General features: G+C 47.4%; 27 protein-coding genes, 1 rRNA gene and 1 other annotated feature. Of the genes, 1 reads left to right on the top strand and 27 read right to left on the bottom strand.

What is annotated here, in order from left to right; translation table 11 throughout:
• Positions 1-157: 157 nt before the first annotated feature.
• The 18 genes from AB4Y93_RS27500 to AB4Y93_RS27415 form a co-directional block, all read right to left on the bottom strand.
• Positions 158-760: a class I SAM-dependent methyltransferase gene (locus AB4Y93_RS27500; RefSeq protein ID WP_441896852.1), complete on the bottom strand. Its 603-nt coding sequence runs from the start codon at positions 758-760 to the stop codon at positions 158-160.
• Between the two features lie 101 nt (positions 761-861).
• Positions 862-1,221 (bottom strand): 50S ribosomal protein L7/L12, encoded by a 360-nt coding sequence (rplL, locus tag AB4Y93_RS27495; RefSeq protein WP_167282828.1) that lies wholly within the window; start codon positions 1,219-1,221, stop codon positions 862-864.
• Between the two features lie 94 nt (positions 1,222-1,315).
• The gene (gene rplJ, locus AB4Y93_RS27490) at positions 1,316-1,816 is read right to left on the bottom strand and encodes a 50S ribosomal protein L10 (protein WP_167282826.1); all 501 of its coding nucleotides are present in this window, start codon (positions 1,814-1,816) and stop codon (positions 1,316-1,318) included.
• Between the two features lie 57 nt (positions 1,817-1,873).
• Positions 1,874-2,026, bottom strand: a sequence feature (ribosomal protein L10 leader region).
• 18 nt (positions 2,027-2,044) lie between these two features.
• Positions 2,045-2,737 (bottom strand): 50S ribosomal protein L1, encoded by a 693-nt coding sequence (rplA, locus tag AB4Y93_RS27485; RefSeq protein ID WP_167282824.1) that lies wholly within the window; start codon positions 2,735-2,737, stop codon positions 2,045-2,047.
• Between the two features lie 134 nt (positions 2,738-2,871).
• Complete coding sequence (gene rplK / locus AB4Y93_RS27480) at positions 2,872-3,297, bottom strand: 50S ribosomal protein L11 (RefSeq protein ID WP_091190677.1); 426 nt, start codon at positions 3,295-3,297, stop codon at positions 2,872-2,874.
• Between the two features lie 49 nt (positions 3,298-3,346).
• Positions 3,347-3,880, bottom strand: a complete 534-nt coding sequence (gene nusG, locus AB4Y93_RS27475; protein ID WP_091190675.1) for a transcription termination/antitermination protein NusG — start codon at positions 3,878-3,880, stop codon at positions 3,347-3,349.
• Positions 3,881-3,903: 23 nt separating this feature from the next.
• Positions 3,904-4,113, bottom strand: coding sequence for a preprotein translocase subunit SecE (gene secE, locus AB4Y93_RS27470; RefSeq protein WP_091190672.1), 210 nt, complete (start codon positions 4,111-4,113; stop codon positions 3,904-3,906).
• A gap of 17 nt (positions 4,114-4,130) precedes the next feature.
• Positions 4,131-4,280: a 50S ribosomal protein L33 gene (rpmG, locus tag AB4Y93_RS27465; RefSeq protein WP_015847242.1), complete on the bottom strand. Its 150-nt coding sequence runs from the start codon at positions 4,278-4,280 to the stop codon at positions 4,131-4,133.
• Between the two features lie 389 nt (positions 4,281-4,669).
• Positions 4,670-5,320, bottom strand: a complete 651-nt coding sequence (sigH, locus tag AB4Y93_RS27460) for an RNA polymerase sporulation sigma factor SigH (protein ID WP_441896848.1) — start codon at positions 5,318-5,320, stop codon at positions 4,670-4,672.
• Positions 5,321-5,561: 241 nt separating this feature from the next.
• The gene (locus tag AB4Y93_RS27455; protein ID WP_441896846.1) at positions 5,562-6,092 is read right to left on the bottom strand and encodes an NYN domain-containing protein; all 531 of its coding nucleotides are present in this window, start codon (positions 6,090-6,092) and stop codon (positions 5,562-5,564) included.
• 3 nt (positions 6,093-6,095) lie between these two features.
• Positions 6,096-6,824, bottom strand: coding sequence for a 23S rRNA (guanosine(2251)-2'-O)-methyltransferase RlmB (gene rlmB, locus AB4Y93_RS27450; protein WP_441896895.1), 729 nt, complete (start codon positions 6,822-6,824; stop codon positions 6,096-6,098).
• A 23-nt stretch (positions 6,825-6,847) separates the two neighbouring features.
• Positions 6,848-7,318 carry a Mini-ribonuclease 3 gene (locus tag AB4Y93_RS27445; protein ID WP_441896894.1) on the bottom strand — a complete coding sequence of 157 codons (471 nt, stop codon included), beginning with the start codon at positions 7,316-7,318 and terminating at the stop codon, positions 6,848-6,850.
• 70 nt (positions 7,319-7,388) lie between these two features.
• Positions 7,389-8,807, bottom strand: a complete 1,419-nt coding sequence (gene cysS / locus AB4Y93_RS27440) for a cysteine--tRNA ligase (protein WP_441896845.1) — start codon at positions 8,805-8,807, stop codon at positions 7,389-7,391.
• Complete coding sequence (cysE, locus tag AB4Y93_RS27435; protein WP_441896843.1) at positions 8,804-9,508, bottom strand: serine O-acetyltransferase; 705 nt, start codon at positions 9,506-9,508, stop codon at positions 8,804-8,806. Before cysE ends, cysS begins: the two co-directional genes overlap by 4 nt.
• Before the next feature lie 421 nt (positions 9,509-9,929).
• Entirely contained in the window at positions 9,930-11,393 is a 1,464-nt protein-coding gene (gene gltX / locus AB4Y93_RS27430; protein WP_441896842.1) for a glutamate--tRNA ligase, read from the bottom strand.
• Between the two features lie 33 nt (positions 11,394-11,426).
• Positions 11,427-11,915, bottom strand: a complete 489-nt coding sequence (ispF, locus tag AB4Y93_RS27425; protein ID WP_441896840.1) for a 2-C-methyl-D-erythritol 2,4-cyclodiphosphate synthase — start codon at positions 11,913-11,915, stop codon at positions 11,427-11,429.
• Positions 11,915-12,622 carry a 2-C-methyl-D-erythritol 4-phosphate cytidylyltransferase gene (gene ispD / locus AB4Y93_RS27420; protein WP_441896838.1) on the bottom strand — a complete coding sequence of 236 codons (708 nt, stop codon included), beginning with the start codon at positions 12,620-12,622 and terminating at the stop codon, positions 11,915-11,917. The genes ispF and ispD overlap by 1 nt, the downstream gene beginning before the upstream one ends.
• A gap of 44 nt (positions 12,623-12,666) precedes the next feature.
• Positions 12,667-13,758, bottom strand: a complete 1,092-nt coding sequence (locus AB4Y93_RS27415) for a PIN/TRAM domain-containing protein (RefSeq protein ID WP_441896836.1) — start codon at positions 13,756-13,758, stop codon at positions 12,667-12,669.
• 149 nt (positions 13,759-13,907) lie between these two features.
• Between AB4Y93_RS27415 and AB4Y93_RS27410 the strand changes: the two genes are divergently transcribed.
• A complete protein-coding gene (locus AB4Y93_RS27410) occupies positions 13,908-14,303 on the top strand; it encodes a DUF1573 domain-containing protein (RefSeq protein ID WP_167282919.1) in 396 nt (131 codons plus the stop codon).
• Positions 14,304-14,397: 94 nt separating this feature from the next.
• On the opposite strand, the gene pssA is transcribed toward AB4Y93_RS27410, so the two are convergent.
• From pssA to rrf, 9 genes are all read right to left on the bottom strand, one after another.
• On the bottom strand, positions 14,398-15,141 hold the full coding sequence (gene pssA, locus AB4Y93_RS27405; RefSeq protein ID WP_167282808.1) for a CDP-diacylglycerol--serine O-phosphatidyltransferase: 744 nt from the start codon (positions 15,139-15,141) through the stop codon (positions 14,398-14,400).
• Between the two features lie 87 nt (positions 15,142-15,228).
• A complete protein-coding gene (gene disA / locus AB4Y93_RS27400) occupies positions 15,229-16,305 on the bottom strand; it encodes a DNA integrity scanning diadenylate cyclase DisA (protein WP_167282917.1) in 1,077 nt (358 codons plus the stop codon).
• Between the two features lie 10 nt (positions 16,306-16,315).
• On the bottom strand, positions 16,316-17,683 hold the full coding sequence (gene radA, locus AB4Y93_RS27395) for a DNA repair protein RadA (protein WP_441896834.1): 1,368 nt from the start codon (positions 17,681-17,683) through the stop codon (positions 16,316-16,318).
• A gap of 177 nt (positions 17,684-17,860) precedes the next feature.
• Complete coding sequence (locus AB4Y93_RS27390) at positions 17,861-18,205, bottom strand: antibiotic biosynthesis monooxygenase (RefSeq protein WP_441896832.1); 345 nt, start codon at positions 18,203-18,205, stop codon at positions 17,861-17,863.
• A gap of 173 nt (positions 18,206-18,378) precedes the next feature.
• A complete protein-coding gene (gene clpC / locus AB4Y93_RS27385) occupies positions 18,379-20,832 on the bottom strand; it encodes an ATP-dependent protease ATP-binding subunit ClpC (RefSeq protein ID WP_441896830.1) in 2,454 nt (817 codons plus the stop codon).
• Positions 20,833-20,835: 3 nt separating this feature from the next.
• A complete protein-coding gene (locus AB4Y93_RS27380; protein ID WP_441896828.1) occupies positions 20,836-21,915 on the bottom strand; it encodes a protein arginine kinase in 1,080 nt (359 codons plus the stop codon).
• A gap of 22 nt (positions 21,916-21,937) precedes the next feature.
• Positions 21,938-22,462, bottom strand: a complete 525-nt coding sequence (locus AB4Y93_RS27375; protein ID WP_167282799.1) for a UvrB/UvrC motif-containing protein — start codon at positions 22,460-22,462, stop codon at positions 21,938-21,940.
• Between the two features lie 38 nt (positions 22,463-22,500).
• Positions 22,501-22,962, bottom strand: a complete 462-nt coding sequence (locus AB4Y93_RS27370) for a CtsR family transcriptional regulator (RefSeq protein WP_441896826.1) — start codon at positions 22,960-22,962, stop codon at positions 22,501-22,503.
• Positions 22,963-23,578: 616 nt separating this feature from the next.
• A 5S ribosomal RNA gene (gene rrf, locus AB4Y93_RS27365) occupies positions 23,579-23,695 on the bottom strand.
• Between the last annotated feature and the right edge of the window lie 31 nt (positions 23,696-23,726).

Genomic DNA, 23,726 nt, shown 5'->3' with positions numbered 1-23,726 from the left:
GCCCAAAATGTAAACATTATACGTCAAATGTGCAAGTATTATGCATTCCGCGCCAAAAATCGCACTTGACATTTTAGTTGACTAAAGAGATTGAGCCCAATTTAATGCTGACATTTTATAATATTACCATATCTAAAAAGTCAAGTCAAGAAAATCGTTAGCTAGATTTCGTTGCCAAAAAAATCCTGTATCCTTTGTCCTTCGTTACCTCTTCCACATCGCCAAACAGCAACTCCAGCTTGGATTCCGCCGATGGCGCGCCTTGCTTCTTCTGAATGACAACCCACATCTTACCGCCGGGATTTAGGAGCTGATAACCCTCTTCGAAAATACGATGAACTACTTGTTTGCCTGCCCGAATAGGAGGGTTGGTCAAGATAACATCATACCGGTTCTCTTTCACCGATTCATAGATATCACTTTGTGTAACCGTAACATTGTTTATTCCGTTTAGCTTGGCATTCTCTTTCGAGAGTTCCACAGCACGTTCATTAATGTCGATCATGGTTACATGCCCCTCTGGCGCAAGCTTAGCCGCAGTTAATCCGATGGGCCCATAACCACACCCGACATCCAGCACTTTAGCAGACGGCGCAAGAACGAGCGCATCCAGCAGTACACGACTGCCATAATCGACACCTGATTTGGAGAAAACGCCGGCATCCGTCATAAATCGCAGCGTATACCCTCGAAGGTTCGCCTCATGTATTTGTCTATCATGCTTCACTCCCGGAGTTTGGGAGTAATAGTGGTCCGACATCCTTATGACCTCCTGCCTATCGCTCTTCATGGCTTTGACATGCAACGAACCCCTTGAAACGTGACGTTTCAAGGGGCCCGTTATTATAGTTTGAAGTGAAATTACTTCACTTCTACAGATGCGCCAGCTGCTTCAAGCTTAGCTTTAACTGCTTCTGCTTCTTCTTTAGCAACATTTTCTTTGATTGCTTTAGGAGCGCCGTCAACCAGGTCTTTCGCTTCTTTCAGGCCAAGACCTGTGATTTCGCGAACAACTTTGATTACGTTGATTTTCGATGCACCAGCGTTGTTAAGGATAACGTCGAATTCAGTTTGCTCAGCAACTTCTGCTGCGCCGCCTGCAACAACTGCAACTGGTGCAGCAGCTGTAACGCCGAATTCTTCTTCGATTGCTTTAACAAGATCGTTCAGTTCAAGAACAGTCATAACTTTAATCGCTTCTAAGATTTGCTCTTTAGACATGATTATACCTCCGAGAGTGTTTTTATTTTTTTTGGTTTATGCCGCCTTCTGAAGAAGGTCAGCAGTTCGAACATGGTTTATGCAACAGCTATTATTAAGCTGATTCTTTTTGCTCGCCAACTGCTTTAACCGCAAGCGCGAAGTTGCGCATTGGAGCTTGCAGAACGCTGAGGAGCATGGAGAGCAAGCCTTCGCGGGACGGAAGTTCCGCCAGTGCTTTGATCTCTTCCGCACCTACTACTTTACCTTCAACAACGCCGCCTTTTAATTTCAGCGCGTCATTCTTTTTAGCGAAATCGTTCAAGATTTTCGCTGGTGCTACGGCATCGTCAACGCTGAAAGCGATGGCTGTAGGACCAACCAAAATGCTGTTCAGTTCTGTCAATTCCGCAGCTTCAGTAGCACGGCGAACGAGCGAGTTTTTCAGTACTTGGAACTCGATACCAGCTTCACGAAGCTGTTTACGAAGTTCAGTTACTTGCCCAACGTTCAATCCGCGATAGTCTGCAACGACAGTGCTGGAGCTCTCACGAAGTTTTGCTGTGATCACTTCAACCGCCTGTTGTTTCTCTTGGATGATTTTTGCGTTTGCCAAAACGTACACCTCCCATAAAATTTGTACATTCCGTTTTATGACAAGCTTCCTCAGCTTAGGGTGCATGAGAAAGGCCTCCACAGAGACTGCGAAGGCCATGATATATTGTTGCCGTAAAGTTAATCACGCGCAAGTCTATTTATCATAACACCTCGGTAGGGAATTAAGCCTTACGGCACCTACTGTCTACGGTATGCGTATTCGAATGTTAGTTCCGTTCTCGTTAACTTAACGGTATACCGATACGTTAAGACGAGCGCCAGGGCCCATAGTCGAGGAAACGGAGATGTTTCTCAGGTAAACCCCTTTAGCTGCTGCCGGTTTAGCACGGTTCAAAGCATCGATCAGAGACTTAAGGTTTTCATTAAGTTTCTCAGCATCGAAGGAAACCTTGCCGATTGGAGCATGGATTTGACCTGCCTTATCAAGACGGTATTCGATTTTACCAGCTTTAATTTCTTGAACAGCTTTAGTAACGTCGAATGTTACCGTACCCGCTTTAGGGTTAGGCATAAGGCCTTTACCACCGAGGATACGACCCAGTTTACCAACTTCAGCCATCATGTCCGGCGTTGCTACGCAGACATCGAAATCGAACCAGCCTTGTTGGATTTTGTTGATCATGTCTGCATCGCCAACGAAGTCAGCGCCAGCAGCTTCTGCTTCTTTTGCTTTTTCGCCTTTCGCGAATACGAGAACACGTTTCGTTTTACCAGTACCATGCGGAAGTACAACAACGCCACGAACCGCTTGGTCTTGTTTACGAGGGTCAACACCCAGACGCACAGCTACTTCAACGGATTCGTCGAATTTTGCTGTAGCAGCCTTCTTTACAAGCTCGATAGCTTCCAAAGACTCGTAAGTTGCTTCGCTGGAGATCAGCTTAGCTGCTTCCAAATATTTTTTGCCATGTTTAGCCATTTGAGTTTTCCTCCTTTGTGGTTGTAGCGGAAAATTCCCGATCGGGACTCCTCCCACCTACGAAGCCGAAACTTCGCTGGGCATCGCCTTATAGGCGGCCCTTGTGCAGTGACCGCAAGCGGTCAGCAGCACAATTAGTCAACGATAGTAACACCCATGCTGCGTGCAGTACCTTCAATCATAAGCATTGCTGCCTCAACGGAAGCTGCATTCAGGTCAGGCATTTTTTGCTCAGCGATCTCACGTACTTTCGCACGATTAACCGTAGCAACTTTCTTCTTGTTTGGTTCACCGGAACCCTTTTCGATACCTGCTGCTACGCGAAGCAATACTGCTGCCGGCGGAGTTTTAGTTTCGAAAGTGAAGGAACGGTCTTCAAACACTGTGATAACAACCGGGATAATCAATCCCGCTTGATCTGCAGTACGCGCATTGAATTCTTTACAGAATGCCATAATGTTAACGCCTGCTTGACCAAGTGCTGGACCAATCGGCGGAGCCGGATTAGCTTTGCCTGCAGGAACCTGCAGTTTGACCATTTTGATAACCTTTTTTGCCATGACTTAACACCTCCTTACACTGGTAATCCCAAACTTGGAAACAAAGATACTAGATCTTCTCCACTTGAGTATAATCAAGCTCAAGAGGGGTTTCCCTGCCAAACATGTTGACATGTACCTTAAGCTTCGCTTTGTCGAGTAGAATTTCTTCTATCGTACCAACAAAGTCTGCAAAAGGACCTTCTTTGACGCGCACGGTTTCCTTCAGGTCGAATTCAATCTTCGGCTTCGGTTCTTCCATGCCCATATGCTTCAGAATTTGTTCAACTTCATCTGGCATAAGCGCAATTGGCTTGGAGCCAGATCCCGTCGACCCTACAAATCCTGTGACGCCCGGTGTATTGCGAACAACATACCATGAATCGTCAGTTTGAACCATCTCCACAAGGACGTAGCCGGGATAGACTTTACGTTGAACGGTCTTTTTCTTACCGTCCTTCTCTACCACTTCTTCTTCCATTGGAACCAGAACGCGAAAGATCTTATCTTCCATGCCCATCGATTCGAGGCGACGCTCCAAATTGGCTTTCACTTTGTTCTCATAACCGGCGTAAGTGTGTACGACATACCATCTTTTTTCCATTCCAATCCACCTTTGGACCCTTCTTAAACAATCAGTTCAACTAGAGACGAGATCCCGATGTCAAGAAGCCAAAAGTAAATCGTCACAAACGCGATCGTTAGAAGTACGACGATCGAATAGCTTGTCAACTCTTTACGGTTTGGCCAGCGAACTTTTTTAAGTTCTGCCCAGCTGTCGGCAAAGAAACTAAACGTTGTTCCGAAGCTTTGCTTCAGTTTAGCCAAAAATGCCACGTCAACACCTCCAATGACTATCTCGTCTCGCGATGAGGAGTCTGCTCGTTACAAAACTTGCAAAACTTCTTCAACTCGATGCGGTCGGGGTGATTGCGTTTGTTCTTGCTGCTCGCATAGTTTCTCTGTTTGCAGTTTGTGCATGCCAACGTGATAATTACCCGCATTGAATTACACCTCCCGAACTGCTAAATACGGATTACGACGTCATAATGATATTATGTCGTCCCAACATCAACCCCAATACGAAACAAAGCCTCGCATTAAGGCCTACCTAAAACAATTTATCACACGGTATATTGCATGTCAATGGAAACATAGGCTGTACCGTAGCGAATATTATGGAAAAAAGTCGATATCGGAACTCTCGTCTCTACCATTATCGTCACAATTCCTGCTTTTATAACTCAAGTGTTAATAACTGCACCATCCGTAGGAGAGTCAGCTTGCATTTCGCGGGTGAAATATGCAAATGAGCTGCCCTCCGCCTCTGGCCAGCAGCCGGACGGATGAACAGCTCATATAGACTCTATAATTACTTATAGTGGTTAATAGATTAACTGCTAAGATCACGAATTTCCAAGTAACGCTCTAACTTACGCTTCACACGCTGCAAAGCATTATCAATCGACTTTACATGCCTGTCCAAATCAACAGCAATCTCCTGGTACGATCTCCCGTCCAAATAAAGCATGAGCACCTTCCGCTCCAGATCGCTTAGAATCTCGGACATCTTATCTTCCAGGCCTACGAATTCCTCTTGGTTAATTATGAGTTCTTCCGGATCGGACACCCGAGTACCGCAAATGACATCAAGCAGGGTACGGTCCGAATCTTCATCATAAATAGGCTTGTCGAGCGAAACATAGGAATTGAGCGGTATATGCTTCTGTCTCGTAGCCGTCTTAATGGCAGTAATAATCTGTCGTGTAATACATAGCTCCGCAAAAGCTTTAAAGCTGGCAAGTTTGTCCCCTTTAAAGTCGCGGATAGATTTATAGAGTCCGATCATGCCTTCCTGCACGATATCTTCCCGATCGGCACCGATGAGGAAGTATGAACGCGCCTTGGCACGGACAAAGTTCTTATATTTGTTGATCAAATATTCAAGAGCTAGACTGTCGCCGTTACGAACCGCTTCTACGATATCCTCGTCAGAACTGCAGTCATACTCAAGCGTACTCCATTTTTTGAGGTCGATGCTCACGAACTATCCCTCCGGCCTGCAAGGCGTACGCCGCTAGATTCATATGCAACCAAAAATGTATGGCTAATTGCCATAACGAACATCTAAACTGTCAATAAGACAAAATAGCGATATTACCCACCGTTCTCATCACTAAATATAGAGTCAGTATACATTATGTAATCTTACACCGTCAACCGATTTACCGTTTTGAGAGAGTCGTAATACTAGTAATTATGTAATTTTATGGGTGAATCAAGGGCTACTTGTCTCCTCGCCTCAGTCGTTCGAGCTGTGTACGCACCTCAAGACTAAGATTGCCGTCCAGCGTATTACGTTTTCCGGGGGAGCTTTCGCGTTCGCGCAAAGTGTGTTCAATCTGTTTTCGGTTCTGATTAATATCGATCAGAAGCTCTCTCGCCGACAGCCGAAGTGCTCCTTTACCAAACGCTACATGCTGCTCGACAAGATCAGAAGTTGCGACGAATACATTGCGGCGTCTTGCCATCAGCTCACTTACCAGACGTTCAATGCATTCATCCGCCGTTTCCTTCTCTTTCGTATAGACGATCGTCAGCTTATGATGCCGATAGGTAGCCCCAAGTCCAGGCACCTGATGGGCATCAAAAACAACATACACCGTCATCCCCGAAAAGCCCTGATAATCAGCCATCATGTCCAGTAGCTTGTCCCGCGCTTCCTCCAGATCAATTTCCTTCAGCTTCTCAAGCACGGGCCAGGCACCGATCATATTATAGCCATCCACCAGCAAAATATCATTACGCCGGTTCATCGGCTATACGCTCCGACGCTGCCTGACCACTTCGTACATCAGTACGCCTGCTGCTACAGATGCGTTCAAGGAATTAAGCCGTCCGTGCATCGGCAGCTTCACAAGGAAATCACATTTTTCTTTAATTAATCGTCCCATGCCTTTGCCTTCATTCCCGATCACAATCGCTAGAGGCAGATCGAACTTTGTCTTGTAAACATCCTGCGGCGCACTTACATCAGTACCCGCTACCCATACGCCTTCTTCTTTCAAACGGTCAATGGTCTGTGCCAGGTTCGTCACTCGAGCAACTGGCACATGTTCCGCCGCTCCAGCCGAAGTTTTAAGCACAGATGCTGTTAAGCCGACGGAACGGCGCTTTGGAATAATAACGCCATGTACGCCGGTACACTCTGCCGTACGCAGAATAGAACCAAGGTTATGGGGATCTTCGATCTCGTCCAAGATAAGTAGGAATGGTGTTTCGTTCAATTCACTTGCTCTTGCAAGCAGATCCTCCACTTCTGCATAGGCAAAAGCAGCTGCCTGAGCAACCACGCCCTGATGCTGCACACCTTCTACCATCGTATCAAGCTTACGCTTGTCCACAAACTGGACGATAACGCCATGCTGCTTGGCTTCCGCCACAATCGGTTGAGTCAGGCTCTTCTGTGCGCCTTCAGCAATCCAGATTTTATTAATATCACGTCCGGAACGGAGTGCCTCCATGACAGGATGCTTACCGGCAATCATTTCTTCTTGGTTGTAACGTTCAGTCACGCTTGACCCTCCTTCTCTTCATGCTGTTCTTCAGTTATAGACGGTGCAATTGCGGCCGCAAACAGTTCATGCAGACGCTCAATCTGGCCCTCGTAGTACAAATAACCGACCAGACATTCAAGAGCAGTAGCCTGCCGGTAATCCGCAGGGTCTGCATTTTTCGGTGGTGCTCCTGATTTTGTATTTCGGCCGCGCCTTACAATATCCGCTTCTTCTTCACTTAGCATCGGCTGCCACTTCTCAAGCAGCTTACGCTGAGCTTTTGCGGAAACAATCTTAGTCGCTTCCTTATGAAGGTGATGCGATTTATGATTGGTAAGTGATACTAGGTATTGCCTCACAAGAAGTTCAAATACACTATCACCTACATAAGCCAGCACAACTGGGTTAATAAGCTGTGTCTTCTTGGAAGGACGATGGAACAGAAGTCCCGCTCCTGTTCCATCTCCTAATCCCGCTTCCTCTATATCCTCAATTTCCCGTTCATTATTGCTATTCAAAATAACACTTCCTCCAATTCCGATTCGCGGAAGATGCCTATAGGCGCCGCCAACGAATCCCTTGCGGAGTGTCCTCTAGTGCAATTCCTTTTTCCGTGAGCAGGTCGCGGATTTCATCCGCCCGTGCCCAGTTTTTTGCTTTGCGTACTTCTGTCCGCTCCACAATAAGTGCTTCAATCTCCTCATCAAGCAGTTCGGCGTTAACATCAGCTTCAGGAAGAAGACCAATCACGGCATTTATTTGCTCAAGTGCCTCAAGTATAGCAGCCACTCCTGCCGCCGTTGCATCCGTGCGATTCATATATTGATTCGCTTCGGTTACAAGCTCGAATACAGCCGTAATGGCATCCGGTGTATTGAAATCGTCGCTCATCTTCGCTCCGAACTGTGCCTTAATTTGCGCCAGTCTTGCAACAAGCTCAGGATCGACCGATGCGGCAGCCTCAGCTTGCTCGCCGAATGCAGTTAGACGATGCTTCAAGTTTGCCGCACAGTTTGCGATCCGCTCTACACTGTTTTCCGCTTGAGCAATCGTCTCATCCGTGAAGTTGAGCGGACTGCGGTAATGCGTCGACAGAATGAAATATCGAATCGCGGCTGGCTTCACTCGCTTCACGAGCTCACGCACCGTGATGCCATTGCCAAGCGATTTGGACATTTTCTCATTGTTAATATGAATATAACCATTATGCATCCAATAGTTCGCAAGAGGCTTGCCAGTAAACGCCTCAGATTGAGCTACCTCACATTCATGATGCGGGAACTGCAGGTCATGACCCCCACCGTGAATGTCCAGCGTATCGCCCAAATACTCACGAGCCATTGCCGAGCATTCAATATGCCATCCTGGACGCCCAAGTCCCCAAGGGCTCTCCCAGTTAATTTCACCAGGCTTAGCGCCTTTCCACAAAACGAAGTCCTGCGGATTTTCCTTACGATCGCCAACTTCGATCCGGATGCCGAACTGAAGCTCTTCCAGATTTTGATGAGACAGCTTGCCGTAATCCTCAAATTTCGATGTGCGATAGTAAACGTCACCTTCACTTGCATATGCATAGCCTTTGTCGACAAGGCCTTGAATAAACGCAACGATAGATGGGATATGCTCGGTAACTCGTGGATTGATTGTCGCCTTATGCACACCAAGCGCAACAATATCTTCGTTGAATGCATCAATGAACTTATCTGCAACATCAGGAACTGTCAATCCAAGCTGCTCTGCCTTGCGGATCAGCTTATCATCTACATCCGTAAAGTTCACAATATAATTCACATCATATCCTGCATATTCCAGGTACCGACGCACCACGTCGAAGAAAATAACCGGACGCGCATTGCCAATATGAATATAGTCATAGACCGTTGGTCCACATACGTACATCTTCACTTTTCCCGGCTCCTGCGGGACGAACGCTTCCTTGGAACGGGTCAGCGTATTATAAATTTGAACATTCATGATCTCGTTTCTCCTCCAGCTACGGGCTGCCGAAGCTTCTCTACTTCGGATTTCAAGCCATTAATTTCTTTTTGCATTTCACGGAACATCTCGATGACAGGGTCCGGCAGCTGCTTATGATCCAGCCGATCTCCAACCCGCTCACCGTTCCGTCTAACGACTCGTCCTGGATTGCCAACTACTGTACAATTATCCGGCACTTCGCGAAGGACGACGGCATTGGATCCGATATTCGAATTATCGCCAATACTGAACGAGCCTAATACTTTTGCGCCTGAACCGATAACCACGTTGTTGCCGATCGTTGGATGCCGCTTCCCTTTTTCCTTGCCGGTGCCCCCCAGTGTAACACCTTGATAGATGACAACATCGTCACCAATCTCGCATGTTTCCCCAATAACAATTCCCATACCATGGTCGATGAACAAGCGTTGTCCGATCGTCGCTCCTGGATGAATCTCAATGCCTGTCATAAAGCGGCTAAACTGCGAGATCATACGTGCAACGGTAAACCATTTTCGGCGGAACAGCATATGAGCGATCCGATGAGCCCATATAGCATGCAGGCCGGAATACGTAAAAATGACTTCGAATCGGCTTCGCGCCGCGGGGTCGTTCTCAAATACTGCGTTAATATCTGATCGAAAATGGCGAAACATGTGTTTTCTCCTCTCCCGGCAATAAAAAAGCCTCTGCAGCATATAAATGCTGCAGAGGCGGGCGTGTAACGTCGCGGTTCCACTCTGCTTGAACGAACCAGATCATATACCGTAGCTGCGTAGAGCTTCAGCTGGCCATATTCCGGCTGTCCGTCTTAACGCCTATAACGTTGGCTAACGTTGCTGCCTACCCCGCTCCGCCATCTTCGGTATACGAAGTGGAAGGATGCGGATCGGAACAAAGCTCCCAGGTGCATTCTTCCGTCTCCGAATTAGACAACTTCCAGCCCACACGGGAAAGCCCATGCTGATTGTCCTCTCTGTAAATCCGGCTAAACGTACTTTTCCTGTTCACGGCTTTTTCGAAATTCATCAAATTGTAATTAGTATCAGTATAACGAATCCCTATACGGGTGACAAGGGAATAATCCCCTGGCTTGTTCAAGCCTGCCCAGCTGACCAGTTAAGCCAGACGGTTGTTAAGACGGTTAATGACCTTATCTCTGCCAAGCAGAGCGATCGATTGGTTCAAATCAGAGCCATGCGTTTGGCCGGTAAGTGCTGCGCGGATTGGCATGAACAGCTGCTTGCCTTTGAAGCCTGTTTCTTTTTGAACCGCCTTGATCCAATCTTTAATGCCGTCAACTGTAAAGGCCGCAGCATCATTTTCTTTAACCTTCGTAAGGAATGCTGCCAACACTACCGGTACTTGCTCTTCAGCAAGCACGATAGCTGCTTCCTCTTCATCCTCAACCGTTTCAGCGAAGAACAATTCCGTCAGGGCAACGATATCCGAAGCCGCACGAAGTTTTTCCTGATACAAGGCAGCTAGTGCCGTAACCCAAACACGTCCCGCTTCATCCAATTGCTCCGCAACGCGGCCAGCCTTTTGCAGATGCGGCAGACACAGATCAACAAGACGATCCAAGTCGATTTTTTTCAAGTACTCCCCGTTCATCCAGCTAAGCTTTTGCGTATCGAATACGGCTGGGCTTTTGCTCAGACGTTCAGCTGTAAATACTTCTACTAGTTGATCGTGAGAGAAAATCTCCTGCTCGCCTTCTGGCGACCAGCCAAGCAGCGCGATAAAGTTAAATAACGCTTCTGGCAAATAGCCCAGATCATCATATTGCTCAATAAACTGGATGATCGACTCATCGCGTTTGCTAAGCTTCTTACGGCTTTCATTGACGATCAAAGTCATATGAGCAAACTTCGGTGCTTCCCAGTTAAGTGCTTCATAGATCATAAGCTGGCGAGGAGTGTTGGAGATATGATCTTCGCCGCGCAACACGTGGCTGATTTTCATCAGGTAATCATCAACAACAACCGCGAAATTGTACGTTGGGATACCGTCCTTCTTCACAATAACGAAGTCGCCCATCTCAGTCGTATCAAAGCTGATCGAGCCCTTCACCATATCGTCCCATGCAAAGGTTTTGTTGTCAGGCACACGGAAACGAACGCTTGGCACACGCCCTTCTGCTTCAAATGCTTGGCGCTGCTCTTCCGTCAGATCACGGTGGCGTCCGGAATAACGAGGCGTCTCACCCCGGCTTGTCTGCTCTTCACGCTCCTGCTCGAGCTCCTCTTCCGTGCAATAACAACGGTAAGCCAGCCCACGGTCAATCAGGTCCTGCCAGTACTCCTTGTAAAGATCAAGGCGTTCCGTTTGACGGTACGGCCCGTAGCCTCCGCCGATATCTATGCTCTCATCCCAGTCCATGCCAAGCCATTTCAAATATTTCAGCTGGCTTTCTTCCCCGCCTGCCACGTTACGCTTCACATCGGTATCTTCAATCCGGATAATAAATTTGCCGCCTAAGCTGCGTGCATACAAATAATTAAATAAGGCCGTTCTTGCATTACCAATATGTAAATGACCCGTTGGCGACGGCGCATAACGGACTCTAATTTCTTGTGTCATTATGAATTACCCCTCTCGTATATCTTAAAACTGTTACTTAATTATAACATCCTTAATTAAGCAAACAACCGACTGCGATGCAATTCCTTCGCCTCTGCCTGTAAATCCGAGCTGTTCAGTCGTTGTTGCTTTGACGTTCACTTGCTCGACATCTGCTTCCAGCGCACGCGCGATAATTTCAGCCATTTGAGGAATATAAGGTGCCATCTTCGGACGCTGCGCAATGATCGTGGAATCACAATTGCCAAGCTTGTAGCCCCGCTCCTTCGCAAGCGCCCATACTTGCTCCAGCAGTTTCAGGCTGTCAGCGTCTTTAAACTCTGCAGCTGTATCTGGGAAATGCTTACCGATATCCCCTAAGCCCAGCGCTCCCAAAATAGCATCCGAAATGGCATGAAGCAGTACATCTGCATCGGAATGACCTAGCAGCCCTTTCTCATAAGGAATTGTAACGCCTCCAATAATACATGGGCGTCCCTCCACCAACTGATGCACATCAAAGCCTTGTCCTACTCGAATCATTATTCCTGCTCCTCTCTCCTGCGTTTCTCTAACAATAACTCTGCCCATGGCAGATCATCCGGCGTTGTAATCTTAATATTTGTATAGTCGCCTTCAGCAATAATAACAGGTGTACCCATCCGTTCAACCACCATCGCGTCATCCGTCCCGAGGAACTGCTCGTCTCCTGCACGCTGATGCGCTTCCGTCAGCAAATCACGACGAAAAGCTTGCGGCGTTTGTATCGCCCACAAGCTTCGGCGGTCTGGGGTTGAAATGATCAGACCTGTGTCATCTACCTGTTTAATTGTATCCTTTACCGGCACGGCAAGGACGGCTGCCCCGCTTTGCTCCGCTTTTTGGCAGCAGGCACGTATCGCCTTAGGTGTCACAAGCGGCCGAACGCCGTCATGTACCATAACCCATTTCGCATCCGGCGACAAAGCCTTGATTCCGGCAAATACCGAATGCTGACGCTCGCTTCCTCCTGCTACAACAGCCGTAACTTTCCCAAGCTTGTACTCCTGCACTAGCAGGCTGCAGCGCTCTACATCATCAGCGCCTACAACAAGCGCTATATCGGTAATCTCGTCCATCGACTGGAACAGCTCCAAAGTATGAACGAGAATCGGCTTTCCATGCAGCGGCAAATATTGTTTGCTTTCTTTGGTTCCCATTCGCGAACCGCGTCCGGCCGCGACGATAACCACTCCCCAATGTGCATTCATCGCTTAAGTCTCCTTGTAAAATAGCTACTCCCTACTATACAAGGTTACAGCGCTTTTTCCAACAGCTTCGGCTTTGCAAATATCATTCGTCCAGCTGAGGTTTGCAGAACACTCGTTACCAACACTTCCATCGTGGTGCCGATATAGTCACGGCCGCCTTCCACAACGATCATCGTGCCGTCATCCAAATAGGCGACACCTTGTCCATGTTCTTTGCCGTCCTTAATAACTTGTACGATAATTTCTTCTCCGGGAAGGACGACAGGCTTCACTGCATTTGCCAGGTCATTAATATTAAGAACCGATACACCTTGCAGCTCACAAACCTTGTTCAAATTGAAATCATTCGTGACGACCTTGCCTTTAAGTGCTTTAGCCAGCTTGACCAATTTACTGTCCACCTCGCTTATTTCTTCAAAGTCTCCTTCGTAGATCAGCACTCGTACATCAAGTTCCTTTTGAATTTTGTTCAAAATATCAAGCCCGCGGCGACCCCGGTTACGCTTAAGCAAATCGGAGGAATCAGCAATATGCTGCAGCTCCTCCAGCACGAATTCTGGTATGACCAGCGTGCCTTCAATAAAACCGGTCTTGCAAATGTCCGCGATTCTGCCGTCAATAATAACACTTGTGTCCAAAATTTTATGTTCCTCAAAACCACTTGTTTCATCCACCGCTGGCGGAGCCTTACGTTGTTCCAGCATGGCAGAAGCTGCATCGAACAGCTCGTCCTTCTTATACCAGCCAATTCTGAGTCCCAAATAGCCGAAGAAGAGCGACATCGCAGCTGGAATAAGCATGCCTGGACCGCCGATTTTGGATACTGCGGGATACAGTAAAACGGATAAGAGCAGTCCTGCAAGAAGACCTCCGCCCCCTGCCATCAGATCTCTCATTGGCATCTCGGCCGTTTGCTCGACTCCACGCTGCATAAAGCGAATAAGCCGACCTGCTACCATTGTTGCCACTAGAAGACCAAAGAGTGCCCCAATCGCGAAATAATACAAACTTGTTCCCTGCCAAATACCAAGCGACGATTGCGACCAGCTTTCCATGCCATTTGTTTTCCCTTGTACTTCTAAACCTGCCAAACCGCCAAATAATAGTCCGACGATCTGAATCATACGTCTCATCATAAATACCACCTCCATTACAATTATGTTCCAATAATGGACGGGCTAACCCTGTGCTCATGAATGATTTTTCATTTTGAAATGATGGCAAGGTATGCTTATAATGGAATTAGCAGTTACAGCAGATGAAGCTGATGAAAGAGGTGGAATCGATGAGCGCTCCTACGCTGGAACAATTCCAGCAGCAAGTGTCGGAATTATTACTTAGACATCGAAGTTTGCTTGATGTTATGTCCAAGTTTGGTCAGTCCGGTGCATCCGTTAACCGCGCAGTTACAAAGGCCGTCACGGATTGCGGTTGTATTGAGCTCAATGCACGCAAGCAAGAGTATTCAGATGAACCTAATCTCGAGAGTGCCAAATCTACGCTTCAAAATCACATTTCCGGCCATGTATGTGAATCATGCCGTGACGTGCTCAAATCCGAGCTCGGACGCAATCTGTTCTACATGACCGCGATGTGCAATCTGCTTGATATTGAATTAGACGAAGTTTTAGCCAAAGAATACGACAAATGCTCAACACTCGGATTATTTAATTTAACTTAGATGGCAGCAAAAAAAGAGCTGTACCCTTTACCTCGTCAAGACGAGAATAGGGTACAGCTCTTTTTTGTTTAACCGGGTCTTTTGTGGGATTCTTTTAAGCAATCGTCTCTGACTGTACGTTTTCATCCTGAGCCTCTTGGGCACGGCGTTTGCGCACACGCTTCTTTAGGCGGCTATCAACGTTTTTTTTTAAACCATAAAGCGCATATAACAACATAGGTACAAAGATAATTTTCGATAATTGGTCAGGGAATTGAATCCCAAGGAAAATCGCCAGCGCCACCACAAATGGAATCGCCCAAATAGCACCCTTGGAAATACCGATTTTTTTGAAATTAGGATATTTTATCGTACTAACCATCAATAGGGAAAGCACAAGTGTGCTCGCTAATAAAACCGAAACGGTAATATCGTCATGGAACAGCGCAAGCGTAGAAACCACGCCTCCGGCTGCAGGTATAGGAAGACCGATGAAATAACCTGGTTTCCCTGGTATAACATTAAATCGGGCAAGCCTAAGAGCGCCGCAGATTGGGAACAACGCGGTAATAATCCAAGCAATGGCTGGGTTAAGCTCCTGAAAGGCAACAACATACATAATAAAAGCCGGCGCAACGCCGAACGAGATCACATCGGATAACGAATCGAGTTCTTTACCGAACTCGCTTTGCACATTTAGTGCACGTGCTACACGGCCGTCCACGCCGTCAAGCAGCATCGCAATAATAACCATCATTGCAGCTGTTTCCGGTTTTTCATTAAACACTAGAATAATGGCGGCTATTCCAAGGAACAAGTTCCCGACCGTGAGAAGGCTCGGTATCGACTTAGTGATCATCTATTCCACCTCTTCTCTACTATGCCCTAAAACCGTTTACTAATGTATGATCGTAATACGGTACACATTCCATCCATTGTATGAGATTTAAATTTGTCTGTCAATGAACATCTGCTCTTGGATCCGTTTCAAGCCGTCCTTAATAGCACGTGCCCGAACCTCCCCAATTCCGTCCACTTCGTCAAGCTCATCAATGGTTGCCATCAAAATATGAGGCAGACGAGCGAACCGTTCAATGAGGTTATTCATAATAATTAATGGAAGACGAGGAATCTTATTCAGTAGTCTGAAACCACGTGGAGACACCGCTTCCTCTACCATCGCTGCCGTGTGGGTATAACCCAGAAGGCGAATAATTGGCGGAGCATCGAGTAAATCTTCAGCGCTTAATTTCTTGAGTGCAACCCGGATTTCACGGATTTTATCATCCGAATTATCTTTCGCATAATCTTTAAGCAAGTACCAGGCATCTTCGTCCACACCATTTACAAGCTCATCCATCTGCATGGCGATCAGGCGCCCTTCTGTACCAAGCTCCGTTACGTAACGCTTAATCTCCATTTTGACTCGAAGCACCATCTCAACACGCTGAACAACATGCGCCACTTCCTGCAGAGTGACCAGCTCTTCGAATTCCAGAGCAGACAAATTCGTCAGGGACTGGCTGAGTACGACCTTATATTTCTCCAGCGTCTGAATCGCTTGATTAGCCTTCGTCAAGATGACGCCCATCTCTTTCAATGAATAACGCAAATTGCCTTGATACAGCGTAATGATATTCCGGCGCTGCGAGATCGACACGACAAGCTTACCTGTCTGCTTCGCAACCCGCTCCGCCGTACGATGGCGGATACCGGTCTCGATTGAAGATATCGAGTTATTCGGAATAAGCTGTGTATTGGCATACAAAATACGCTTCATATCCTCACTGAGGATAATCGCTCCGTCCATCTTAGCAAGCTCATACAAATAGTTAGGCGAGAAATCACAATTAATGGAGAAGCCTCCATCAACGACTTCCATCACTTCGGGACTGTACCCTACAACAAGTAACGCGCCCGTTTTGGCTCGAAGCACATTATCAAGCCCATCACGGAACGGGGTGCCTGGTGCGACTAACTGCAAAAGCTGATTCATTATTTCTAGCTGACTTTGTTCCTTCATCATTTGCCCCCTATCCAAGTGCTGCGGACAGCGCTTCTGCTACCGTACTCACGCCGATAATCTCAATGCCTTCTGGTGTCTTCCAGCCTTTCAAGCTCTTCTCCGGCATAATGACGCGCTTGAAGCCAAGCTTCTCTGCTTCCTTGACCCGCTGCTCAGCACGGGATACTGCGCGCACTTCGCCTGTTAAGCCAATCTCGCCGAAAATAACATCATAAGGCCGAGTCGGTGCATCACGAAAGCTTGATGCCAGCGATACAGCAGCAGCTAAGTCGACAGCCGGCTCATCCAGCTTCACGCCGCCCGCTACATTCAAATAGGCATCCTGCGTTTGTAGAAACATACCGATCCGCTTTTCTAATACTGCAATTATTAAGGCCATCCTGTGATGATCAATCCCTGTAGACATCCGACGCGGCGACGGGAAATTTGTTGCTGCGACAAGAGCCTGAAGCTCAACAAGCACTGGTCTTGTTCCTTCCATACTGGCTACAACCGTAGAGCCGGATACACCAAGCGGACGCTCCGATAAGAACAGCTCTGAGGGATTAAGCACCTCACGTAAGCCATCTTCACCCATTTCAAAAATGCCGATTTCATTTGTGGACCCGAACCGGTTCTTAACCGCACGAAGCAGCCGGTATGTATGATGGCGTTCGCCTTCGAAATAAAGCACACAATCAACCATATGCTCCAACAAACGAGGACCTGCTATCGCGCCTTCCTTCGTTACATGCCCAACTAGTACGGTTGCAATGCCATTGATCTTAGCCACTCGCATGAAATGCGCTGTACATTCCCTGACCTGTGCGACACTGCCTGGTGCCGATTGAACACTAGGATCGTAAACTGTTTGGATCGAGTCAATGACAAGAAAGTCCGGCTGGACCATATCGATCGCGTCATTGACCTGCTCCATATTCGTCTCACAAAGGACAAATAGTGATTCCGTCAGAGCACCAAGTCGGTCAGCGCGAAGACGCGTCTGGCGAACGGATTCCTCCCCGGAAATATACAGCACCTTCAGCCCTTTTGATGCCAAGGCATGCGAAGTTTGCAAGAGCAGCGTTGATTTCCCGATACCGGGATCACCACCTACCAGAATCAGTGAGCCCGGCACAACGCCTCCGCCCAGCACGCGGTTAAGCTCCTGCAACGTGGTTTCAATACGCGGTTCCTGCCCACTTTCTATATGTATGATGGATTGCGGCTTTTCTTTCGTCTGAGCCACACGAAGACCAACACCTTGTGTCATAATTACGGTCTCTTTTTCTTCCACCATCGTATTCCAAGACTGGCAGCCTGGACATTTGCCAAGCCATTTCGGCGATTCCGTCCCACATTCCGTACATACAAACTTCAACTTTATCTTTGCCATACAAGGCTCCTTTTAACAAGCGTTTCCATTTAAAAGTTTACCATTTTATCGGTGGGGTATAAACCCCTTCTTACGAACTAATGTACGGAATAGTTACCAATACAAAAAGCCTCCCCTGCTCCGTGAGTGGAATAGAGAAAGCTTTCGTTGAAGTTATTATAAGAAGAATGCTAGAAATTATACCTTTGACGCTTCCCGGGATACCAGGATGTGGTGGGTTGTCAGGTGAGAACCAAGCATAATACGCTCTCCTTCACCCTCTTGTGGACTAGACGATTTACTGCCCCGATGGGCATGTGCCTGGCGGAAAGAATCACTGTTTACCCAGGCCTCAAAGGAAGCTTTATCCTCCCAAGTCGTGCACACCTTCAGCTCATCATACTCCACGAGCCCTTCCGTCAACATAACCTCCATACGTACAAAACCTGGAGATTGATCAACGCCTTTCGTTTTTTGGAAACGTCCAGCAACCTCCTCGCCATGGCCCTTTTTCACTTTTATCGTATTCGTTACAACGATCATAATCATTCCTCCATCTAACCAAATCAATCTTCTATCAATCATTGAATAACTTTAATAAAATTTATGTTATACCAAGCATATTCGATAATGATTCTCATTGTCAAATAGATAATAAAACCAAGGCTGTCCGTTAAAGGTATTACCCTTGCTGGACAGCCTTGGTCTCAAACTGTTTATTTAGCAGCTGGCTCCTCGGAGGCAACTTCATTTTTAGTTACCGTCAACCCGCCATCTTTCTCATCGATGACGAAGGAATCGCCTTTACGGATATTTCCGAGCAGCAAGTCCTCAGACAGCCGATCTTCGATATGCTTCTGGATTGCACGACGCAGTGGACGCGCACCATATTGTGGATCGAAGCCTTCTTTGGCAAGGAAAGCTTTCGCAGCATCTGTGAGGTTGAAATCAACCTCTTGCTCACGAAGCCGTTTGCGGAGCTCGTCGGACATCAGCGTTACGATTTGAGCAATATGCTCTTGCTCCAGCGCGTGGAACACAATCGATTCGTCGATCCGGTTCAGGAACTCCGGACGGAAGCTTTTCTTAAGCTCTGCCATTACTTTGTCTTTCATTTGAGTGAATTCACGACCTGCATCGTGTACAGCCGTAAAGCCAAGTGATGAATTACGTTTAATTTGATCCGCACCTACGTTTGACGTCATGATGATCAGCGTATTACGGAAATCGACTACTCTGCCTTTGGAATCGGTCAAACGACCATCTTCCAGTACTTGCAGCAGAATGTTGAATACTTCCGGATGGGCCTTCTCAATCTCATCAAGCAGGACAACGGAATATGGTTTGCGGCGTACTTTCTCGGTCAATTGACCGCCTTCTTCATAGCCGACATAACCTGGAGGCGCCCCGACGAGACGGGAAGTCGAATGCTTCTCCATATATTCCGACATGTCGATGCGGATTACCGCATTCTCATCACCAAACATCGCTTCTGCAAGAGCACGGGCCAGTTCGGTTTTACCTACACCAGTAGGGCCGAGGAAAATAAACGAGCCGATTGGACGCTTCGGATCTTTCAGACCTGCACGGGCTCTGCGAATCGCCCGCGATACGGATTTGACCGCTTCATCTTGACCGATAACACGGTCATGAAGGATCGATTCCATTTTGAGCAGACGCTCGGTCTCTTCCTCTGCCAGCTTGCTAACCGGAATACCAGTCCAGCTCGCTACAACCTGTGCGATATCCTCTGTCGTAACTTCTGAATCGGTACGGCCTTGTTTCTCTTTCCATTGGTTCTTCGTAATATCGAGCTCTTCACGGATCTTTTGCTCCGTATCACGAAGCGCTGCTGCCTTCTCGAACTCTTGGCTTTGAACCGCGGAGTCTTTTTCCTTGCGGATATCATCCAGACGGTTCTCCAGCTGTTTCAAGTTAGGCGGTACCGTATAGGAGTTCAGTCTTACCTTCGAGCTCGCCTCATCGATCAGGTCGATCGCTTTGTCCGGCAGGAACCGATCCGTAATATAACGGTCAGACAGTTTGACCGCCTGAACGATTGCTTCGTCCGTAATTTTCACACGGTGATGAGCTTCATAACGGTCACGGAGACCATGCAAAATTTGAATCGCTTCTTCCGGCGACGGTTGGTCGACGGTAATTGGCTGGAAGCGGCGCTCAAGAGCGGCATCCTTCTCAATGTACTTGCGATATTCATCCAGCGTAGTTGCACCAATACATTGCAGTTCACCACGCGCAAGCGCAGGCTTCAGAATATTGGAGGCGTCAATCGCGCCTTCTGCGCCGCCTGCACCAATCAGCGTATGCAGCTCATCAATGAACAGGATGATGTTACCCGCTTGACGGATCTCATCCATAATTTTTTTCAATCGGTCTTCGAACTCACCACGGTATTTCGTACCGGCTACTACAGAGCCCATATCCAGCGTCATGACACGTTTGTCACGCAAAGTTTCAGGGATTTCGTTAGCGATAATTTTTTGTGCGAGTCCTTCAGCGATTGCCGTTTTACCAACACCAGGCTCACCAATCAATACCGGATTGTTCTTCGTACGACGGCTCAGCACTTGAATAACACGTTCAATTTCTTTGCTGCGGCCGATAACCGGATCAAGATTACCTTCGCGTGCATAGGCCGTCAGGTCTCTTGCTAATCCGTCCAGCGTTGGTGTGCTCACATTCGAAGGTGAACCATGATTGCTAGATACCGCTTCGCTGCTGCCAAGCAGCTGCAATACTTGCTGCCGGGCTTTGTTCAGGCTGATGCCGAGGTTATTAAGGACCCTGGCTGCTACACCTTCGCCCTCACGAATCAGACCAAGCAGGATATGTTCTGTACCTACGTACGTATGACCAAGCTTTCTTGCTTCATCCATCGACAGCTCTATAACTTTCTTCGCACGCGGTGTATAAGCGATGTTCGTTGGCTGTTCCTGCCCACGACCAATCAGTGCTTCTACTTCATCTTGAATTTTCTCAAGACCAAGACCAAGCCCGATTAATGCCTTCGCTGCAATACCTTCGCCTTCGCGAATCAGGCCAAGTAAAATATGCTCTGTACCAATATTATTGTGACCAAGACGAACCGCTTCCTCCTGCGCCAAGGCAAGTACCTTTTGCGCACGCTCTGTAAATCGTCCAAACATCATGTTTCATGCACCCCCATGCTCGGTTTGACCCCGCAATTGAATGCGGATTAATTCAGCTCTGCGGTAATCCCGCTGTTCAGCGCTCATCTTCTCGTTGAACGTCTGCTGCAGGAACCCTGGCTGTGTCATTACGATTAACTCATTTAAAGATTGTGATGTGATGTGTTCCAGTAACCCCAGATCAACACCTAGCCTTACATCGGACAGCCGCTGCGCGGACTCCTTGGAATCCATAATCGTTGCATAAGATAAGATGCCGAATGACCGTTTCACCCGATCTTCGATCCGCATACGTGATTCGGATAGAAGCCTTTGGCGAGCGGACTTCTCATGCTCGATAATCTGCTTAGCTACACCATGCAAGTTATCAATGATCTCGCTCTCGGACTGTCCAAGCGTAATCTGGTTCGAGATTTGAAATATATTGCCAAGCGCTTCGCTGCCTTCCCCATACATTCCACGGACAGCGAGCCCAACCTGCGTTACCGCTGATAAAATGCGGTTAATTTGCTGCGTAAGCACCAGTGCCGGCAAATGCATCATTACTGAAGCGCGTATTCCAGTTCCTACATTTGTTGGACATGTGGTCAAATAACCTCTTTGTTCATCAAAAGCGTAGTTTGCTTCTTCCTCGAAAATATCATCGATCTGATTAGCCAGTGTCCAAGCCTCTTTGACTTGAAAGCCTGGGTAAAGACATTGGATACGAAGATGATCTTCTTCGTTAATCATAATACTAATCGATTCATTCTCGCTTAAGATAACCGCCCCTCCGCGTGACTCATTAGCCAGGTTGGGACTAATCAAATGCTTTTCGACCAATACCCGTCTTTCCAATTCGCTCAGCTCTGATAAAACAATCGTATCGAATCGGCCAATAGGATCCAGCTTATCGGAATGCCCAATAGCTGTCAGCTGATTCATGACTTCAATCGATTGCTGGTTGGTTGCAAGCATCGGGAACGGAAAGTGCCTTAAGTTTCGCGCAATGCGTACTCGGCTGCTAATGACGATTTCGGAGTCTGGACCATCTCCCTTCATCCAATCGCTTAACGCTTGTTGTGAGAAACGACGACTCGCCAAGAGTAACCCTCCTTCGTGCGCCTTACAGATCTACTATTTTACGCTCCAGCTCACGGATTCGATCACGAATATGAGCCGCGCTTTCAAATTCTTCTCGTTCAATGCGACTTTGCAAATCACGCCGCAGCTTTTCAATCTCTCGCTTGTACTGAATTTGGCCACCGGAACGTTTCGGAATCTTCCCTACATGTACCGCATTACCATGTACCCGTTTCAGCAATGGATCTAACTTGTCGGCGAATTGGCGGTAGCAATTGCTGCATCCAAATCTGCCGAGCTTGCTGAATTGCGCATACGTTAATCCGCAATTTTCACAACGGATCATTTGCTGTTGCTTGGCGCTGTTCGTGCCACTGGAACTACTCGGATCGAAATCGAGAAGGCCCGACAGCAGACTGTGAATGGAGAACCCGTTAGGAGCACCGGGAATTCCTTCCCCCCGTTCTCTTGCACAGGATTCACAGATGTGAAATTCGGTTTTTTCACCGTTCACGATTTTCGTAAAATGAAGCGTTGCCGGCTTCTTGCCGCATTCTTGGCAAATCAAGCCGAATCCCCTCCTTCCGGTGTAACCTTCTCAGGCGCTTATTTGGCTAATAAAGTTATCAGCATGGAGCGCAATAATCTGGCTCTAATCTCATCGCGAAGCGGCAGCTTAACGGCAATTGTATCACGGTCAACCGCCGCTCGTAGCAGATTTGCTTCACGTTTCGTTATTAGCCTTGCCTCTTCCAGCTGATAAATAAGCCCCTCCGCTACACTTTGTTCGACACAATCGCCAATCGTCTGATGGATATGGAATTGGATCGTCTTAAGTGCCGGCAGATCTACCCGTTGAATACGGATATAACCGCCACCGCCGCGCTTGCTCTCAACCATGTATCCCTTCTCCAATGTGAATCGGGTACTGATTACATAATTGATCTGTGACGGAACGCAGGAAAACTTGTCTGCCAGTTCGTTGCGTTGAATTTCAACAGCGCCTTCCGGGCTTTCCTGCAACATTTGCTTCAAGTACTGCTCGATGAGATCGGAAATGTTACGCAAATTTACCAACCTCCTGGCGACATGAGCTGTGGATGCATTTATGGAAAAATGCTGCCCCAACTGACTTTGACTTTCTTTGACTTTAACCTTATTATACGCAAAAATCAGGAAAGGTCAATACATGGAATTTCAATTTTCTGATAATTTAAAACTCACACTATCGCCATTATCTATCATGGTGCGGATTCATCTTATTTATACACAGTAGAACCTTGTCAGACTCAGCTGCAGCTGCATTTTGTCACCGTTTACTCACACTTGTGTATAAACGGTGTGTAACCAAGAAAGTTTCTCTAAATGTTATTCAACAAAATTTAGGTGTTTGTAAACAGGCTGCGGATAAAAAGGGGATAGAATTTAATCAGTCTGCTTCTATCCACCGATTATTCAGTTATCCCAGTGCTGCTAACATTAGAGATTTCGCACTTATGCACAATCATTAAATAATTCGGCAGATAAGTTGAAATTGAGTGACTATTCACATGTGGATAGAAAAACAAAAAAGCAGCTTAATCCTAGTGGGGATCAGCTGTTAGGGATGTGGATGAATCGTTGATAAGTGCTGTGGATAAGACAAAACAAAAAGCCTGCCGCGTAATGCGACAGGCCCCTCGCTGCTTGGCGACGTCCTACTCTCCCAGGACCCTGCGGTCCAAGTACCATTGGCGCTGGAGGGCTTAACGGTCGTGTTCGGTATGGGAACGCGTGGTTCCCCTCCGCCATCGCCACCAAACGTAAGCGTTAGCTTATTCAAGGCTTTGTGC

It is taken from the genome of Paenibacillus sp. YAF4_2 (assembly GCF_052113225.1).
GTDB lineage: Bacteria > Bacillota > Bacilli > Paenibacillales > Paenibacillaceae > Pristimantibacillus.
This window is presented reverse-complemented; position numbering and strand designations above follow the sequence as displayed.